The organism is Phycicoccus sonneratiae (assembly GCF_016887965.1).
Lineage (GTDB): Bacteria > Actinomycetota > Actinomycetes > Actinomycetales > Dermatophilaceae > Phycicoccus > Phycicoccus sonneratiae.
The window spans coordinates 31,250-47,372 of sequence record NZ_JAFDVD010000007.1 but is presented as its reverse complement, the minus strand read 5'-3'; the positions used below and the strand labels follow the sequence as shown (position 1 = coordinate 47,372).

The window sequence follows — 16,123 nt, the reverse complement described above, 5'->3', positions numbered from 1 at the left end:
CCGCCCCCCGAGGACCCCCGCCCCCGAGCCCATGACGAGGACCCCATGAGCACCGAGCCCCTGGCCCACGCCGACGAGATCGCCTGGTTCGGCGAGACCTTCGCGACGATCGTCGACGCCGTCGGCGCCGCGCTCGTCGGCAAGGAGCGGGTCGTCCAGCTGAGCGTGGCCTGCCTCGCGGCCGGGGGCCACCTGCTCCTCGAGGACGTGCCCGGCACCGGGAAGACGAGCCTGGCCCGCTCGCTCGCCGGCGCGGTGCGCGGCAGCCACCAGCGGATCCAGTTCACGCCCGACCTGCTGCCCTCCGACGTCACCGGCGCCTCGATCTACGACCCGCGCGCCCAGGCCTTCGAGTTCCGCCGCGGCCCGGTCTTCGCGAACATCGTGCTCGCCGACGAGATCAACCGCGCGTCGCCGAAGACCCAGTCCTCGCTGCTCGAGGTGATGGAGGAGGGCCGCGTCACCGTCGACGGCACGACGCACCAGGTGCCCTCGCCGTTCATGGTCATCGCGACCCAGAACCCCATCGAGCAGGCCGGCACCTACCGGCTCCCCGAGGCCCAGCTCGACCGGTTCCTCATGAAGACGGCCATCGGCTACCCGGACCCGGAGGCCACGATCGGCGTGCTCTCCGGGCTGGCCGTCCGCGACCGCGCGGCCTCGGTGACCCCCGTCATCGACGGCACGCAGGTGCTGCGGATGCGCCAGATCGCCCGCTCGGTGCACGTGTCGCGCCCGCTGCTCGAGTTCACCCAGACGGTCGCCGAGCGTTCGCGCGAGCACCGGCACGTCCGGCTCGGCCTCTCGGTGCGCGGGCTGCTCGGGTACGTCCACGCGGCGAAGGCCTGGGCCGCCGGGCAGGGTCGCAACTACGTCGTCCCCGACGACCTCAAGGAGCTCGCCGTCCCGGTCATGCAGCACCGCATGCTCCTCGACGCCGACGCCCAGTTCGACGGCGTGACGATGCTCGACGTCATCGACGAGCTCTTCGACGCCATCCCGCTCCCCGCCGCCGCGACCGCCGACCGCTGACCCGACCGTGACCTCCCTCCGCCGCCTCCTCGACCTCCTCCGGGAGCGGTCCGTCGTGACCCGCACCGGCTGGGGTGCGGGGGTCGTCGGGGTGCTCGCGGTGCTCGTCGGCTGGCTGCTGGCGTGGGACGAGGCCCGCATCGTCGGGATGGGCCTCGTCGTCCTCCTCGTCCTGTCGGTGCTCATGAGCCTGGGCGGCTCGCGCGTCGACCTCGACCTCACGGTCCACCCCGTCCGGGTGCGCCCGGGGACGACCGCCGACGGCTCGCTGCTCGTGACCAACGGCCGCAGCCGACGGGTCGCGCCGGCCGACCTCGAGGTGCCGGTCGACGGCCGCGTCGAGGCCTTCCGGATGCCCTCGCTCGGGCCCGGCGTGCGCGTCGACTACCCGTTCGAGATCCCGACGACCCGGCGCGGGGTGGTGCTCGTCGGACCCGTGACCACCGTGCTCGGCGACCCGTTCGGGCTGGCCCGGCGGGCCCTCAACACCTCGCGCACCGTCGAGCTCTTCGTGCACCCCGAGGTGGTGCGCCTGCCCTCGCTCGACGCCGGGCTCGTGCGCGACCTCGAGGGCCGCCCGACCCAGGACCCCTCGGTGTCGGACCTCGACTTCCACACCCTGCGGGCCTACCTGCCCGGCGACGACCGCCGGCACGTGCACTGGCAGTCCTCGGCCCGGATGTCGGCCGCCGCCGGCACGACGACGCTCATGATGAAGGGCTACACCGACACGCGCCGCAGCCACCTCGGCGTGCTGCTCGACGCGCGGGCCGAGGGGTACGCCGACGAGGACACCTTCGAGGCGGCGGTCACGGCGGCGGCGTCGGTGGCCGTCCGGGCGCTGCGCGACGAGATGGACGTCAGCGTCGTCGCCGGGTCGCACGCCGTCGACCGGGCCGGCGTCGCCCGCACCCTCGACGGCTTCTCCCGGGTCGAGCCCGACGACACCGACCTGCCGACCCTCGCCGCCCGGCTCGCGGGCCTGGCCCCGGGGACCTCGATCGCCGTCGTCGTCACCGGCCCGGACACCCCGGTCGCCGAGGTCCAGCGGGCCGCGGGGCACCTCGGCCCGCACGTGCGCCTCTTCGTCCTCCGCTTCTCGCCGGACCAGCGCAGCAGCGCCTCGGCGGTCCTCGGCATCACCTTCCTCACCGTCGGCTCGCTCGCCGACCTGCCGCGCCTCGTCCGGGTGGTGGGGGGCCAGTGACGACCCTGACCCGCGACCCCGTCCGCGCGGCGCCCGTCGCCCCGCCGACCCCGGCCCCGCAGACCCGCCGGGCCCGCGCGCAGGCCCGGCGGCGGCGCAACATCGCCATCGACGCGCTGGGCACGACGGTGCTCACCGCGACGGCCCTCAGCGCCCTCGTGGGCACCTACGACGGGCCGTGGTGGGTCGTCACGAGCGCGGTCGCCCTCGTCGCCGGGATGGTCCTCGCGCTCGCCCTCGACCGCTTCCGGATGCCGTGGTGGGCCGCGGCCCCGGCGCTGCTCGTCCTCGTCGCGCTGCTCGCCCCACCGCTGACGATGCGGAGCACCTCGGCCGGTCCGTGGCCGACCCCGACGTCGTGGGCCGCCCTCGCGGACACCGCGACCGACGGCTGGCGCCGGTTGCTCACGACCCTGCCGCCGGTCGACGGCGCCGGGCCGCTGTCGCTCCTCCCGTTCCTGCTCGCCCTCGTCGGGGGGTGCGCGACGCTGCTCGTGGCCCGCCGCGTGTGGTCCCCGTACCTTCCGGTCCTCGTGCCGGCCCTCGTCGGCGCCGCGTCGGTGGCCTTCGGGGTCGTCGAGCCGGGCGGCGTGGTCGCCCGCGGGGCGGTGCTGCTCGTCGCCGCGCTCGTCTGGGGCACAACGCGCTCGCGCCGCCGGGTCGTCGTGCACACAGCGCGCAACCTCGAGCGGCTCGGCACCGCGGCGCTGCTCCTCGTGGTCGTCGGCGTCATCGTCATCGGGGCGGTCCCGTGGACCGGGACGACACAGCGGCAGGTGCTGCGCGAGCACGTCGAGCCCCCGTACGCGGCCACCGACCGCCCGAGCCCGCTCGCGGCCTTCCGCTCCTTCCGGCCGGTCGCCGAGGACCTCGCCGACAAGGAGCTGGTGCGGGTCGGCGGGCTCCCGCAGGGGACGCTGCTGCGGCTGGCCACCGTCGACACCTACTCCGGCACGGTGTGGGCCGCGGGCAACGCGACGCCGACCTCGGCCGCGGGATCCGGCACCTTCCTGCGGGTCGGCGCCCGGATCCCGCGCCCCGACGGCGGCCGCGAGGCCCGCGCCACGGTGACCGTCGGCAAGGACTGGGCCGACCGCCGCGACCTCGGCATCTGGGTGCCCACCGTCGGCAGCGAGACGCGCATCCGGTTCGAGGGGCCGCGGGCCCAGGACCGCGCCGACGAGCTGCGCTACAACCTCGACACCGGGGCCGCCGTGCTGCCGCAGCGGCTGTCGGCCGGCGAGACCTACGTGCTCGACGAGCGGATCGGCGCCCCGCAGACCTCGGTCCCGACCGCCCCGCCCGTCGACCCGACCCTCGCCCAGCCGATGGCCCGGCTCGTCGCCGCGAGCGCGACCGCCGGTGGCGACCCCATGACCCAGCTGCGGGCGGTGGCCACCCGGCTGCGGACCACGGGTGCCTACAGCGACGGCGGCACGGGCGAGGAGACCATCCTCCCGGGGCACTCCTCCGGCCGCCTCACGTCGTTCGTCGCCGAGTCCGAGCCGGCCGGCAACGACGAGCAGTTCGCCGCGACGCTCGCACTGTCGGCCGCCTACCTCGGGATGCCGGCCCGCGTCGTCCTCGGGGCGCTGCCGGAGGCCGACGGCCTCGTCCGCGGCCGCGACGTGCGTGCGTGGGTCGAGGTGCACGACGGCACGCGCTGGCAGCTCATCGCCCCCGACGAGTTCGTGCCGGCGCGCGACAAGAAGCCGAAGCCCCGGGCGGTCGTCGAGCAGGACACCAGCCGGGCCGCCACCGTGCCGCCGCCCACCGCGCAGCGACCGCCGAGCAGCGAGGACGGCTTCTCGCTCGACGAGTCCGCGAGCGGCCGCAGCCGGACCACCGCACCCGAGGTGACCTTCCCGCTGCCGCTGTGGGCGCGGGTGACGATCGCCGCCGCGGCGGTGCCGGTGCTCGGGATCCCGCTCTGGACGGGCCTGCTCGTCCTCGTCAAGACCCTGCGCCGGGTGCTGCGCACGCGGCGCGGATCGGCCGCCGCGCGCTCGGCGGCCGCGTGGGACGACGTGCTCGACTCCCTGCGGGACGCCGGTTACGCGGTCTCGCGCCGGGACACCCGCCGCGAGGTGGCCGCGTCGGTCGGTGGCGCGGCCCTGCTCGACACCGCGCGCGCGGTCGACGGGGCGACCTTCGGGCCGGCGGGCGCCGACGACGCGACCGCCGAGCGGGCCTGGGCCCTGGCCGGCCGCGCCCGGCACGAGCTCGCCGAGGGCCGGACGCGTCGCGAGCGCTGGCGCCGGGCGGTCGCCCTGACCTCGCTCCTGCCGTCGCGGCGGGCCGCGGCCCGCCGCACGCCGTCCGGCATCCACGCCGGGCGCATCACGGCGCCGGTGTCGGCCTCGGCCGGGTGACTCCGGGCCACCCGCCGCGGCGGGGTCGGCTCAGTAGTTGCCGCCGCTGATCTGGCCGACGCTCATCGAGCCGGGGCCGGTGACGTTGCCGCGCGGGCCCGTCCAACGCTCGCGCATGCACAGGGCGCACCGGACGAAGCGCTCGCCGTCCTCGGTGTGGGCGTTCTCCCACCGGTGGCGCAGGTTGGTGCGGCACAGGAACGGGACGCGTCGCGGCGTGGAGGCCACGGTGCTCAGAAGCCGCCGCCGCTGATGCCGGAGGTGCTGCCGGCGCTCATGGCGCCGGGACCGGTGACGTTGCCGCCGGGGCCGGAGTCGCGCTCGCGGAGGCACTTCGCGCAGCGGACGAAGCGGGCGCCGTCGTCGGTGTGCGCGACCTCCCAGACGTGCCGGAGGTTGGTGCGGCAGAGGAACGGTGTGCGGGTGCTGCTGGTCATCGGGACCCCCTTGTCGTCGGTACCCGAGGATACCGCCGGGCGGCCCCGGTGAACAGGAGGTCGGGCCGTCGCCGGGGCCGGTCAGCCGCGACGTCGGCGCCAGGGCCACCGGCCCCGGCGCGGGGGGTCGGTGAGCGGCGTGGCGCGGTCGGGGGCGAGGTCGACCGCACCGCGCGGCGGGGCGAAGCGCTCGTGCGCGCGGGCCCGCGACGCCGAGCCGCCCGTGGGCGACGGAGCGGGCTCGGCGGGTGCCGGCCCGGCCGGGCTGTGCGGCGGTGCCGGCGGGACCATCGTCGAGGCCGGCGGCACGGCCCACGGCGCGATGCGGTGCTCGAGGTCCGGGCCGGTGCGGCGTTCGGCGGCGCGGGCGGGCTCCGGCGGGTCGGCGACGAGGGGACGGGCCGCCGGGGTGGGCACGGCGGGTGCGGCGGGAGCGGGCGTCCCGGGCGTCCCGGGCGTCCCAGGCGTGTCGAGCGTCTCGGGTGGGCCCCACGCGGCGCGCAGCCGGGAGCGGGGGACGGTGTCGCCGTCGACGTCCTCGAGGACCTCGGGCGCGTCGGGCTCGGCCACGGCGTCATCGTAACCAGCACGGGGTGTATTCGACCCGGCCTTCGACGCCGAACCCCTCCTGTCGCACGAGTATCGGGTCACCCGATACCGGTGCGCTTCACCCCGCAACCGTTCCCGGGGGAAGCGCGGCGTTCCGGGGGAGAGGCGTTCGGCGGACCTCCGGCGGGTGCGCTCGGGTGCGTGGAGGCGGTGTCTCGCTAGGCTGCCGGACGTGGCGGACGAGACACGGGTGGTCGAGCCCGGCGGGTGGCGCGAGGCCGCCGCCGCCGCGCGCGACGACGGGTTCGCCTTCCTCGACTGGCTGAGCGCCGTCGACCGCACCGACGACGAGGCCGCCCCCGGCTTCGACGTGCTCTGCCACCTCTACGACGTGTCGGTGCCCGGCGCCCTGCGCGGCCTGCTGCTCACCACCCGGCTGCCCGACGGCGCCGCCATCGACTCGCTCACCCCGGTGTTCGCCGGCGCCGCCTGGCACGAGCGCGAGACCCACGAGATGTTCGGCATCGACGTTGCCGGCTTCGACGACGGCAGCGGCCTCGGCCTGCGCCCGCTCCTGCTGCCCGACGGCTTCGAGGGGACCCCGCTGCGCAAGTCCTTCCAGCTCGCCGCGCGCGCGTCCAAGCCCTGGCCGGGCGGCAAGGAGCCGGGGGAGGGCCACGACTCCGCGCGCTCGCCGAGCCGCCGCCGGGTGCAGGCCCCGGGCGTCCCACCGCCGGAGTGGGGTCCGCGATGACTCTCCTCGAGGTGGTGCTGCGAGCCGTCGCGGCGCTCGCGGCGTTCCTCGTCCTGCCGCTGCTCGTCGGGCAGGCCGAGCACAAGGTGATGGCGCACATGCAGGGCCGGCTCGGCCCGATGTACGCCGGCGGCTTCCACGGCTGGGCCCAGCTCGTCGCGGACGGCGTGAAGTTCGTCCAGAAGGAGGACATCGTCCCGGCGGCCGCCGACCGGTGGGTCTTCCGGCTCGCCCCGGCCGTCGCCCTCGTGCCGTACCTCGTCGCCCTCGCCACCCTGCCGGTGCACCCCGGCGTCGCCGCCGTCGAGGTGCCGGGGTCGGTGCTCCTCGTCCTCGCCGCCACGTCCGTCGGGGCGCTCGGCACGCTGATGGCCGGCTGGTCGAGCGCGAACAAGTACTCGCTGATCGGCGGCCTGCGGGCCGCGGCCCAGCTCGTGTCCTACGAGCTGCCCGTCGTGCTCGCCGTCGCCTCGGTGGCCCTCGCGGGCGGGTCGCTCTCGCTCGCCGGGCTCGTCGAGGCGTGGAGCCCGTGGTGGCTGCTCTGGCAGCTGCCCGGCGCGGTGGTGTTCCTCGTGGCCGCGGTCGCCGAGCTGCAGCGCCCACCCTTCGACATGCCGGTCGCCGACGCCGAGCTCGTCATGGGCGCCTGGACCGAGTACACCGGCCTGCGCTTCGCCTTCTTCCTCCTCGCCGAGTACGCGGGCATCGTCGTCATGTCGCTGCTCTTCACGACCCTCTGGCTCGGCGGCTGGCACGGGCCGTTCAGCGACGCCCTCGGCTGGCTGTGGTTCCTGCTCAAGGGGTTCGTCGTCTCGCTCGTCGTCGTGTGGGTGCGCGTCGCCTGGCCGCGGCTGCGCGAGGACCAGCTCCAGCGGATGGCCTGGCTGTGGCTCGTGCCGCTGGCGCTCGGCCAGCTCCTGCTGACGGGCGTCGGGGTGGTGGTGGGCTGGTGAGCACCGAGCCGAAGGACGAACGAGGACGCGACGGCGGGCTGCCGGGGGTCCTCAAGGGCCTGGCCACGACGGCCCGGACCGCGTTGCGCCCCAGCCACACCCACGAGTACCCGGACGTCGCGCCGACCCTGCCGCCGCGCAGCCGCGGGGTCATCGCGCTGCTCGAGGAGAACTGCACCTCGTGCATGCTCTGCGCCCGCGAGTGCCCGGACTGGTGCATCTACATCGACTCGCACAAGGAGACGATCCCGGCGACCACCGAGGGCGGCCGCGAGCGCCAGCGCAACGTCCTCGACCGGTTCGCCATCGACTTCTCGCTCTGCATGTACTGCGGCATCTGCATCGAGGTGTGCCCGTTCGACGCCCTCTTCTGGAGCCCGCAGTTCGAGTACGCCGAGGTCGACATCCGCGACCTGCTCCACGAGAAGGACCGGCTCGGCGAGTGGATGGCCACCGTCCCGCCGCCGCCGGCGCTCGACGAGTCGGCGGCCGAGCCCGCCGAGGTCGCGGCGGTCAACCGGCCGGCGCGCGGCACCGGGCTCGTCGGCGGGGCCGGCGCCCGGCCGCCCCGCACCGTGCGGCCGAAGGTCGTGCAGAAGGACCCGCCCGAGGACCCCTCGTGACCGCGCTCGACACCGCCTTCGCGGCGAGCGCCGTGCTCGCCGTCCTCGGCGGGCTGTTCGCCGTCACCACGCGGCACGTCGTGCACGCGGCCCTGTGGCTCGTCGTCGCCCTCCTCGGCGTCGCGGGCGCGCTCCTCGTCCTCGGCGCCGAGCTCGTCGCGCTCGTCCTCGTCCTGGTCTACGTCGGGGCAGTGGTCGTCCTCGTCCTCTTCGCGCTGATGCTCACCCGGGCCCCCATCGGGCCGGACCGCGCGCACGCCGTCGGGCCGTGGCGGGCGGCCGGCGCGGCCCTGCTCGGGCTGGCCACCGCGGGGCTGCTCGCCTCGGTGCTCGTGCCGCTGGCCGACGGCACCGTGCGGCGCGCCGACGTCTCGACGACCCAGGTCGCCGGGCAGCTGTTCGGCACCTGGGTGTGGCCCTTCGAGCTGCTCTCGCTGCTGCTCCTCGCGGCCCTCGTGGGCGGGCTCGCCGTCGCGCGCGGCCCGGCCGACGACGACCCCGCGACGGGGGTCCGCCCGTGATCCACCTCGTCGGCCCGTACCTGCTGGCCGCGGCCCTCGTCGGGCTCGGCGTGGCGGGGATCGCGGTGCGCCGCAACGCCGTCCTGCTGCTCGTCGGCGTCGAGCTCGTGCTCAGCGGCGGGCTCGTCCTCCTCCTCACCACGCAGGCCACCGGCGCCGACCGCTGGGCGGCCGGCAGCGTCCTGCCGCTCTTCGTCATCACCATCGCCGCCGCCGAGGTCGTCGTCGCGCTGGCCGTTGTCCTCGCGGTCTTCCGGCTGCGCGGGAGCATCGACCTCGACGCCGCGAGCGACGCCACCGACCGGGAGGAGGCGCCGTGAACCCCTGGCTGCTCGTCGTCGTGCCGGCCGTCGCCGCCGGCCTCGGGGTCGCCGTGCGTCGCGACGACCGCATTGCCCAGGTCCTCGCCGTGCTCGGCGCCGGTGCCACGCTGCTGCTCGCGCTCGTCGCGTGGATCGGCCAGTCCGGCACCGTCATCGGCTTCGGACCGGCCCTCCCGGTCGGCGAGCTGCAGGTGCCGCTCGGGGTGACGAGCGACCCCACACGCCTCGCCGTCGCCACCGTCGTGGCCCTCGTCGCCACGGCGGTGCAGCTGTACTCCACGTGGTACCTGCGCACCGACGACCGCTACGGCCAGTTCGCCGCCACGGTCTCGCTCTTCAGCGCCGCGATGCTCCTCGTCGTCGTCTCCTCCGACCTCGTCCTGACCATCGTCGGCTGGGAGCTCATGGGCTGGTGCTCCTACCTGCTCATCGGCCACTGGTCGCGCCGGCCGAGCGCCCGCCGCGCCGCCCTCAAGGCCTTCCTCGTCACCCGGGTCGCCGACATCGGCTTCGTCCTCGGGCTCGTCGGTCTCGCGGCCGGGGCGCGGTCCACGGACCTCGGCACGGTCCTCGAGGCGTGGGACCGCCCGACGCAATGCATCGACACCGCCGTCGCGGGCGGCTCGGTGCTCGGGGACGCCCTGACCGCCTGTGCCGCACCGGATGCGCGCCTGCGGGCCGTCCTGCTGGCCCTCGTCGTCGTCGGCGTCCTCGGCAAGTCGGCGCAGGTGCCGTTCCAGGACTGGCTCGCCGACGCGATGGAGGGCCCGACGCCGGCCAGCGCGCTCATCCACGCGGCGACGATGGTCGCCGCCGGCACGGTCGTGCTCACCGGGCTGCACCCGCTGCTCGAGGACAGCCCGAGCGCCCGCTGGTTCCTCGGCGTCGCCGTGTCCGTGACGATGCTGCTCGCCGCCCTGCTGGCCTTCGCGCAGAGCGACCTCAAGCGGATGCTCGCGTGGTCCACCGTCAGCCAGGTGTCGGTGATGCTCGCCGCAGTGGCGGTCGCGGGTCCCGGCGTCGACCCCGATGCCGGTCTGCTGCACCTGTGGTCGCACGCGATCTTCAAGTCGCTGCTCTTCCTCGCCATCGGGTGGGCCGCCGTCGCCGCGGGTGGGACGGCGGCCACCGCGTTGCGGGGGAGCGGGGCCGCCACGCCGGTGCTGCGCGCCGCCTTCCTCGTCGGCTTCCTCTCGCTCGCCGGCGTCCCGCTCGTCGTCGGTGGGGTCTCGAAGGAGCACGTGCTGTCCTCGGCCTGGGACGGTGCGGTCGCCGCCGACGGGCCGGGGGTGCTCGTCCTCGTCGCGCTCGTGCTCACCTCGGCCGTCACCGCGGCGTACTCGACCCGCGGCTACCTCGTCCTCACCGCGCACGTGCGGCGTCGTCCCGAGGCCGGCCGGGTGCCCCCGACCGTGCCCGGCCTGCTGTGGGTCCTCGTCGTGCTCACCGTGTTCGGGGGGCTCGTCGTGCTCACGGGTTCCTTCGCGGTGCACCGCGTCTCGCTGCTCTGGCTCCTGCTCACCGTGCTCGTCGTCGGGGTCGGCGTGGCCGTCGCGCTGCGCGGCGGCTTCGACCGCGACCCCGCGGAGGTGCTCGCCCGGCGCCTCGTCCCGCACGCCGACCGGGGGCTCGGGGTCGACGCCCTGTACCGGCGCCTCGTCGCCCGTCCGGTGCTGCGCCTCGCCCGGGTCGTCGCCTTCGTCGACACCGAGGTCGTCGACGCCTACGTCCGCGGCACGGCCGTCGCGGCGCGGGCCGCCGGCTGGGCGGGGCAGCGGGCGCACCGGCGCGAGCGGCCCAGCGCCGGGGTCGGGCTCGTGCTCGGGGCGGTCGTCGTCCTCGGGCTCGTGGGGGTGCTCGCGTGGTCGTGAGCCTGCTCCTCGCCGTGCCGGCCGCCGTCGGGCTGTGGCTCGTCTCCGGCGGTCGTGCCCTGCCGGTGCGCCCCGCCCGCTGGCTGGCCCTGCTCACCGCGGTCGCGACCGCCGGCCTGGCCGTCGGCGTCGTCGTCACCGAGGCCGCCGTCGACCGGGCCTGGCTGCCCGAGCTCGGGGTGCGGTGGTCCTTCGGCACCGACGGCATCTCGGTGCCGCTCGTCCTGCTCACCGTGCTCATGGGGCTCGTCGTCACGGCGCACGCCTGGGTCGAGGTGCCCGCGGGCGGGACGCCGGCGACCTTCCTCGGCTGCCTCCTCCTCGTCGAGGCCGGTGCGCTCGCGACCTTCACGGCCCGCGACGCCGTCCTCTTCCTCGTCGCCTTCGAGGTCGTCCTCGTCCCGATGTGGGTGCTCGTCGGCCGGTACGGCGACCCGCACGACCCCCGGGCGCGCACCGAGGCCGCACAGCGCTTCGTCCTCTACACGGCCGTCGGGTCCACGACGATGCTTGTCGGCATCCTCGCCCTCGTCGCAGCGGCCGGCACCGCCGACCTGCGCGAGCTCGCCGGCGGCGCGGGGGCGGCGCTCGGTCCGGGCGCGCAGATGGGCGTGGCCGCCCTGCTCGTCGTCGGGCTGGCCGTCAAGGTGCCGGTGCTGCCGTTCCACACCTGGCTGCCCCCGGCGCACACGACGGCGCCGACGGCCGGGTCGGTGCTCCTCGCCGCCGTCCTTCTCAAGATGGGCACCTACGGGCTGGTCCGGCTGCCGGTCGCCACGGTCCCCGACGGGTTCGGCCGGCTCGCGCCCGTGCTCGCGGTCGCCGGGGCGCTGGGCATCGTCTGGGGCGGGCTGGTCTGCCTCGTCGAGCGCGACCTCAAGCGGCTCATCGCCTACTCGTCGGTGGCGCACATGGGCTTCGTGGTGCTCGCCCTCGCCAGCGGCTCGGAGACCGGGCTCCAGGCCGCGCTCTACGCCAACGTCGCGCACGGGCTGGTGTCGGCGCTGCTGTTCGTCCTCGTCGGCGGGCTCAAGCAGCGCTGGGGCGACGTCGACCTCGCCGTGCGCCGCCCGGCCCTGCGCGAGACCTCGCCCCGGCTCGGGTTCGCGCTCGTCATCGGGCTCGCCGCCTCGCTCGGGCTCCCGGGGCTCGCGGGGTTCTGGGGCGAGCTGCTCGCCGTCTACGCGGCGTGGGCGCCGGCGGCCGACCGCCCGCGGGCCGTCCTCGTCACCTGTGCGGTCGTCGCGGCCGTCGGGGCGGCCCTCGCCGCGGCGTACGCGCTCCGCGTCGCCGGCCTCGTCTGGGCGGGTGACCGGCCCGACCCCGAGGCCCGCCGGACCGCCGACACCGTCGGTGTCGAGCGGTGGGTGCTCGCGGGCCTCGCGGGGCTCGTCGTCGTCCTCGGGGTGGCCCCGATGCTCGTCCTCTCGGTGACGGCCGACGCCGTCGCGACGGTCGGCGGTGCGCGATGAGCACGCTCGTCACCGTCGACTGGCTCGTGCTCGCGCCGGCCCTGGCCCCGGTGCTCGGGGTGGTCCTCGTCCTCGTCGGTGACGCGGTGTCACCGGCCCGTCGGGGCGGACGGTGGGCGCTGCCCGTCGCGGCGGTCGTCCTCGTCGCCGGCGCGGTGCTCGCCCTGCGCGGCAGCCTCCTCGACCCCGCCACGCCGCTGCGCACCCTGTGCCTCCCCGCCCCCGACGGCGCGTGCCTGTGGACCGCCGGGCCGCGCACCTCGACCCTCCAGGCGGGCGTCCTGCTCGCCGCGGCGGCCGCCCTCGCCGTGCACCACGACGCCCGACCCCGGCTGCGCGACACCACCGTCACCGCCACGCTGCTGCTCGCGGCGACGACGGGCGGCGTTGCGGTGGCCGCGGCCCGCGACCTCGGGACCTGGCTCGTCGCCCTCGAGCTGGCCACCGTCCCGGCGGTCGCCCTCGTCGTGCTCCGGGGCACCCGCGCCGCGGCGCACGGCGGCCTCAGCCTGCTCGTCACCTCCCTCGCGTCCTTCGCGCTGCTCGTCCTCGGGGCCGGGCTGTGGCTCACGGCGACCGGCGACGCCGCGTTCTCGCCCGAGTCGGTCGCCGCCGCCTGGGCCGACCCCGAGCGCCGAGCCGTCCTCGTGCTCGCCGTCACCGCGCTCGTCTCGGGCGTCGGCTTCAAGCTCTCGCTCGTCCCCTTCCACGCCTGGACCCCGCAGGCCTACGCCACGACGGACCTCGGGACGACGCTCTTCCTCGCCGCGGCCTCCAAGCTGTCGGCGGCCGCGGCCCTGCTCGTCGTCGTCGAGGCGCTCGTGGGGTCGGCGGGCTCGGTGGTCGTCGTGCTCCTCGGGCTGCCCGCCGCCGCCTCGCTGCTGCTCGGCACGGTCGTGGCCCTCCGGCAGGACGACGCCGTGCGCCTCCTCGCGTGGTCGACCATCGCGCAGGCCGGCTGGGTCGTCGTGCCCCTCACCGCGCTGAGCAGCGACGGGCTGCGGGCCTCGGCCGGCTATGTCCTCACCTACGCCGCCGCCACCGCCGTGGCCTTCGGGGTGCTCGCCCGCACCGGCGCGCGCTCGCTCGCGGCGACCCGGGGCCTGCTGCGCCGCGACCCGCTCGCCGGTGGGGCGCTGGCCCTGGCCCTGCTCGTCCTCGCCGGGTTGCCGCCCGGGGTCGTCGGGCTCGTCGTCAAGGTGCTCGCCGTCGCGGCCCCGGTCGCCGAGGGCGTCTGGCCGGTCGCGGCCGCGGCCGTCGTCGCGGTCGTCCTCGGCATCGCCGTCTACCTCCGCTGGGTGGCGGTGCTCGTGGCCCGGCCCGGGGAGGGCGACGAGCCGGCACACGAGGGGTCGCGGGCCCGCTCCACGACGGTCGTCGTCGTGCTCGGGACCGCCGTGCTGCTCGTGACGAGCGCCCTGCCGCACGCCCTGCTCGGCGGGCTCGGCTGACCCCGGAACCGAACCGGCCACCGCGAGCGTTCACCCGGCATGCACAACCACTTCAACGGCCTCAAGACCGCCGCCCTGCTCGGCGGCCTCTGGGCCATCCTGCTGGCCATCGGCTGGTTCATCGCCCAGGGCACGAACAGCAGCATCTTCATCCTCGTCTTCGCGCTCATCGGCCTCGGGACGACCGCGTACGGGTACTGGAACTCCGACAAGCTGGCCATCCGCGCGATGCACGCCTACCCCGTCACCGAGGCCCAGGCGCCCGCGATGTACCGCATCGTCCGCGAGCTCTCGACGCGCGCCGGCAAGCCGATGCCGCGCCTCTACGTCTCGCCGACCCAGGCCCCCAACGCCTTCGCCACCGGCCGCAACCCCGAGAACGCCGCCGTCTGCTGCACCGAGGGCATCCTCGGCCTGCTCGACGAGCGCGAGCTGCGCGGCGTCCTCGGCCACGAGCTGATGCACGTCTACAACCGCGACATCCTCACCGGCTCGGTCGCCGCCGCCATCGCCGGCGTCATTTCCTCGATCGGCCAGTTCCTCGCCTTCGGCGCGATCTTCGGCGGGGGCAACGACGAGGACCGCAACCCGATCGCCGGGCTCGCCCTCGCGCTGCTGGCGCCCATCGCGGCGGTGTTCGTGCAGATGGCCATCTCGCGCACCCGCGAGTACGACGCCGACGAGGACGGGGCCACCCTCACCGGCGACCCGCTCGCCCTCGCGAGCGCGCTCAAGAAGCTCGAGCTGGGTGTGGCCCGTGCGCCGCTGGCGCCGACGCAGCAGGTGGTCAACGCCAGCCACATGATGATCGCCAACCCGTTCCGGGCCCAGGACATCTCCCGGATGATGTCGACCCACCCGCCGATGGCCGAGCGCATCGCCCGCCTCGAGCAGATGGCCTACGGGCACCGCATCAACCCGAGCTGACGCGCCCCGGTCAGGGGGCCGGGGGGACGACGAGGCGCATCACGGTGTTCTTCTCGCCCTTGGTGCGCTCGAGCTCGAACCCGACCCGCTCGAACATCGACCGGGTCGTGGAGTAGAGGAAGGACGACGAGACCTTCTTCGTCGAGCCCGTGAGGTCGTGCGGGTAGCCCTCCAGCACACCGCCGCCGGCCTGCGCGACGAGGTCGACGACACCCCGCAGCGCGACCTCGGCGACGCCCTGTCGCCGGTACCGGCGGTCGACGAAGAAGCACGTGACGCGGTAGTCGGGCGGGCTGACGAGGCCCTCCTCGTACTCCTTCCGGTGGCGGATGTTCGGCAGCTCGGCGGGCGGGCCGTACTGCGCCCAGGCCACGGCCTCCTCCCCGTCGAACACCACGGCGGCGTGCGAGCGACCGCCCCGCACCCATTGCTCCTTGAGGGCGTGATTGGCGTCCGCGTCGCGCGGCTTCTCCGAGACCATCGTGTGGAACCACGTGCACCAGCAGCCGCCGAAGACGCCGTTGTGGCGCGCGGCGAGGGCGTCCCAGGCCTCCCACGTGTCGGGGCCGAGGGGGCGGACGGTGAGGCGGGAGGTGTCGACGTCGACCATGGCGCCCACGCTAGGACCGGATGCGGACGGAACGCGTCCGCGATGCGCCCGCCCTAGGCTGGCCGCGTGAGGGCCGTCGTGCAGGACCGCTACGGGGGGCCCGACGTGCTGCGCCTCGTGACGCTGCCGGACCCCCGGCCCGGCCCGGGCGAGGTGCTGCTGCGGGTGCACGCGACGTCGGTCAACCTCTCCGACTGGGAGACCCTGCGCGGCAGCCCGGCCTACGCGCGGCTCGGCGGGCTGCGCCGCCCGGCCCGCTCGGTGCTCGGGTCGGACGTCGCCGGTGTCGTCGAGGCGCTCGGCGAGGGGGTCGGCTCGGTGTCGGTCGGCGACGAGGTCTTCGGCGACCTCCTGGGCACCAAGGGCGGGTTCGCCGAGCTCTGCGTCGCCCCGGCGGCCCGGCTGGCCCCGAAGCCGCCCGGGCTCTCCTTCGTCGAGGCCGCCGCGCTCCCGCAGTCCGCGGCCATCGCCCTCCAGGGCACGCGGTGGGCCGGCGCCGGGACCCGCGTGTGCGTCAACGGAGCCGGTGGTGGCTCGGGGGTCCTGTGCCTCCAGCTGGCCGCCCGCGCCGGCGCCCACGTCACCGGTGTCGACACCGCCGCCAAGCTCGACCTCATGCGCTCGCTAGGGGCCGACGTCGTCCTCGACCACACCCGCGAGGACTGGACCCGGCAGGGCCCGTACGACCTCGTCCTCGACCTCGTCGCGCACCGGTCGGTGCTCGCGTACCGCCGGGCCCTCGCGCCCGGTGGCCGCTACCGGTGCGTCGGCGGGACGACCCGGGCGCTGCTGCGGGTCCTCACGGTCGGCGGCCTGCTCGGCCGGATGACCGGGCGCTCGCTCGGGGTCCTCGCGGTGCGCGAGGGGCCGGAGCACTTCCTCCCGGTGGCCGCGCGGTGCGCCGAGGGGGAGCTCGAGGTGCGGGTCGACCGCACCTACCCCCTCGAGGAGGTGCCGGCCGCGCTCGAGCGCGTCGGGCTCGGACGCTCCCTCGGCAAGGTCGTCGTCGAGGTCCGCTGAC

Annotated in this window: 17 protein-coding genes; 13 read left to right on the top strand and 4 right to left on the bottom strand. The window is 76.1% G+C overall.

All coding sequences use genetic code 11. From position 1 onward, the window contains the following. Positions 1–45: 45 nt before the first annotated feature. From JQN70_RS05675 to JQN70_RS05665, 3 genes are read left to right on the top strand one after another with little or no spacing between them, the layout of a single operon-like run. Entirely contained in the window at positions 46–1,032 is a 987-nt protein-coding gene (locus JQN70_RS05675; protein WP_204130363.1) for an AAA family ATPase, read from the top strand. A gap of 7 nt (positions 1,033–1,039) precedes the next feature. Beyond that, a complete protein-coding gene (locus tag JQN70_RS05670) occupies positions 1,040–2,239 on the top strand; it encodes a DUF58 domain-containing protein (protein WP_204130362.1) in 1,200 nt (399 codons plus the stop codon). After that, positions 2,236–4,611: a transglutaminase-like domain-containing protein gene (locus tag JQN70_RS05665; protein ID WP_204130361.1), complete on the top strand. Its 2,376-nt coding sequence runs from the start codon at positions 2,236–2,238 to the stop codon at positions 4,609–4,611. Before JQN70_RS05670 ends, JQN70_RS05665 begins: the two co-directional genes overlap by 4 nt. Positions 4,612–4,641: 30 nt before the next feature. Here JQN70_RS05665 and JQN70_RS05660 read toward each other — a convergent pair whose 3' ends face one another. The 3 genes from JQN70_RS05660 to JQN70_RS05650 form a co-directional block, all read right to left on the bottom strand. Continuing rightward, positions 4,642–4,839 carry a hypothetical protein gene (locus tag JQN70_RS05660; protein ID WP_204130360.1) on the bottom strand — a complete coding sequence of 66 codons (198 nt, stop codon included), beginning with the start codon at positions 4,837–4,839 and terminating at the stop codon, positions 4,642–4,644. Between the two features lie 5 nt (positions 4,840–4,844). Further along, the gene (locus tag JQN70_RS05655) at positions 4,845–5,048 is read right to left on the bottom strand and encodes a hypothetical protein (RefSeq protein WP_204130359.1); all 204 of its coding nucleotides are present in this window, start codon (positions 5,046–5,048) and stop codon (positions 4,845–4,847) included. An 81-nt stretch (positions 5,049–5,129) separates the two neighbouring features. Next, complete coding sequence (locus JQN70_RS05650; RefSeq protein ID WP_204130358.1) at positions 5,130–5,618, bottom strand: hypothetical protein; 489 nt, start codon at positions 5,616–5,618, stop codon at positions 5,130–5,132. A gap of 211 nt (positions 5,619–5,829) precedes the next feature. Here JQN70_RS05650 and JQN70_RS05645 point away from each other — a divergent pair, with 211 nt between their 5' ends. Genes JQN70_RS05645 through htpX form a run of 9 tightly spaced genes read left to right on the top strand, consistent with a single transcriptional unit; the run spans position 5,830 to position 14,492 of the window. Continuing rightward, positions 5,830–6,351, top strand: coding sequence for an NADH-quinone oxidoreductase subunit C (locus JQN70_RS05645; RefSeq protein WP_204130357.1), 522 nt, complete (start codon positions 5,830–5,832; stop codon positions 6,349–6,351). Beyond that, positions 6,348–7,304, top strand: coding sequence for a complex I subunit 1/NuoH family protein (locus tag JQN70_RS05640; RefSeq protein ID WP_204130356.1), 957 nt, complete (start codon positions 6,348–6,350; stop codon positions 7,302–7,304). The genes JQN70_RS05645 and JQN70_RS05640 overlap by 4 nt, the downstream gene beginning before the upstream one ends. Beyond that, complete coding sequence (locus JQN70_RS05635) at positions 7,301–7,927, top strand: NuoI/complex I 23 kDa subunit family protein (protein ID WP_204130355.1); 627 nt, start codon at positions 7,301–7,303, stop codon at positions 7,925–7,927. The genes JQN70_RS05640 and JQN70_RS05635 overlap by 4 nt, the downstream gene beginning before the upstream one ends. Next, positions 7,924–8,448 carry an NADH-quinone oxidoreductase subunit J family protein gene (locus JQN70_RS05630; RefSeq protein ID WP_204130354.1) on the top strand — a complete coding sequence of 175 codons (525 nt, stop codon included), beginning with the start codon at positions 7,924–7,926 and terminating at the stop codon, positions 8,446–8,448. Before JQN70_RS05635 ends, JQN70_RS05630 begins: the two co-directional genes overlap by 4 nt. After that, positions 8,445–8,768, top strand: a complete 324-nt coding sequence (gene nuoK / locus JQN70_RS05625; protein ID WP_204130353.1) for an NADH-quinone oxidoreductase subunit NuoK — start codon at positions 8,445–8,447, stop codon at positions 8,766–8,768. Before JQN70_RS05630 ends, nuoK begins: the two co-directional genes overlap by 4 nt. Continuing rightward, positions 8,765–10,642 (top strand): NADH-quinone oxidoreductase subunit 5 family protein, encoded by a 1,878-nt coding sequence (locus tag JQN70_RS05620; RefSeq protein ID WP_204130352.1) that lies wholly within the window; start codon positions 8,765–8,767, stop codon positions 10,640–10,642. Before nuoK ends, JQN70_RS05620 begins: the two co-directional genes overlap by 4 nt. After that, a complete protein-coding gene (locus JQN70_RS05615; RefSeq protein ID WP_307835837.1) occupies positions 10,639–12,114 on the top strand; it encodes a complex I subunit 4 family protein in 1,476 nt (491 codons plus the stop codon). The genes JQN70_RS05620 and JQN70_RS05615 overlap by 4 nt, the downstream gene beginning before the upstream one ends. Next, a complete protein-coding gene (locus JQN70_RS05610) occupies positions 12,111–13,565 on the top strand; it encodes a proton-conducting transporter transmembrane domain-containing protein (protein ID WP_204130350.1) in 1,455 nt (484 codons plus the stop codon). Before JQN70_RS05615 ends, JQN70_RS05610 begins: the two co-directional genes overlap by 4 nt. Positions 13,566–13,604: 39 nt before the next feature. Then, positions 13,605–14,492 (top strand): zinc metalloprotease HtpX, encoded by an 888-nt coding sequence (gene htpX / locus JQN70_RS05605; RefSeq protein ID WP_204130349.1) that lies wholly within the window; start codon positions 13,605–13,607, stop codon positions 14,490–14,492. Positions 14,493–14,502: 10 nt separating this feature from the next. Here htpX and JQN70_RS05600 read toward each other — a convergent pair whose 3' ends face one another. Next, positions 14,503–15,102: a GNAT family N-acetyltransferase gene (locus JQN70_RS05600; RefSeq protein WP_204130348.1), complete on the bottom strand. Its 600-nt coding sequence runs from the start codon at positions 15,100–15,102 to the stop codon at positions 14,503–14,505. Between the two features lie 66 nt (positions 15,103–15,168). On the opposite strand from JQN70_RS05600, the gene JQN70_RS05595 reads away from it, so the two are divergent. After that, positions 15,169–16,122 (top strand): NAD(P)-dependent alcohol dehydrogenase, encoded by a 954-nt coding sequence (locus JQN70_RS05595; protein ID WP_204130347.1) that lies wholly within the window; start codon positions 15,169–15,171, stop codon positions 16,120–16,122. The last annotated feature ends 1 nt before the right edge of the window (position 16,123 follow it).

Coding starts and splice junctions, on each gene's coding strand:
- JQN70_RS05675 (WP_204130363.1), top strand. CDS start 46: ATGAGCACCGAGCCCCTGGCCCACGCCGACGAGATCGCCTGGTTCGGC.
- JQN70_RS05655 (WP_204130359.1), bottom strand. CDS start 5,048: ATGACCAGCAGCACCCGCACACCGTTCCTCTGCCGCACCAACCTCCGG.
- JQN70_RS05640 (WP_204130356.1), top strand. CDS start 6,348: ATGACTCTCCTCGAGGTGGTGCTGCGAGCCGTCGCGGCGCTCGCGGCG.
- JQN70_RS05610 (WP_204130350.1), top strand. CDS start 12,111: ATGAGCACGCTCGTCACCGTCGACTGGCTCGTGCTCGCGCCGGCCCTG.
- htpX (WP_204130349.1), top strand. CDS start 13,605: ATGCACAACCACTTCAACGGCCTCAAGACCGCCGCCCTGCTCGGCGGC.
- JQN70_RS05600 (WP_204130348.1), bottom strand. CDS start 15,102: ATGGTCGACGTCGACACCTCCCGCCTCACCGTCCGCCCCCTCGGCCCC.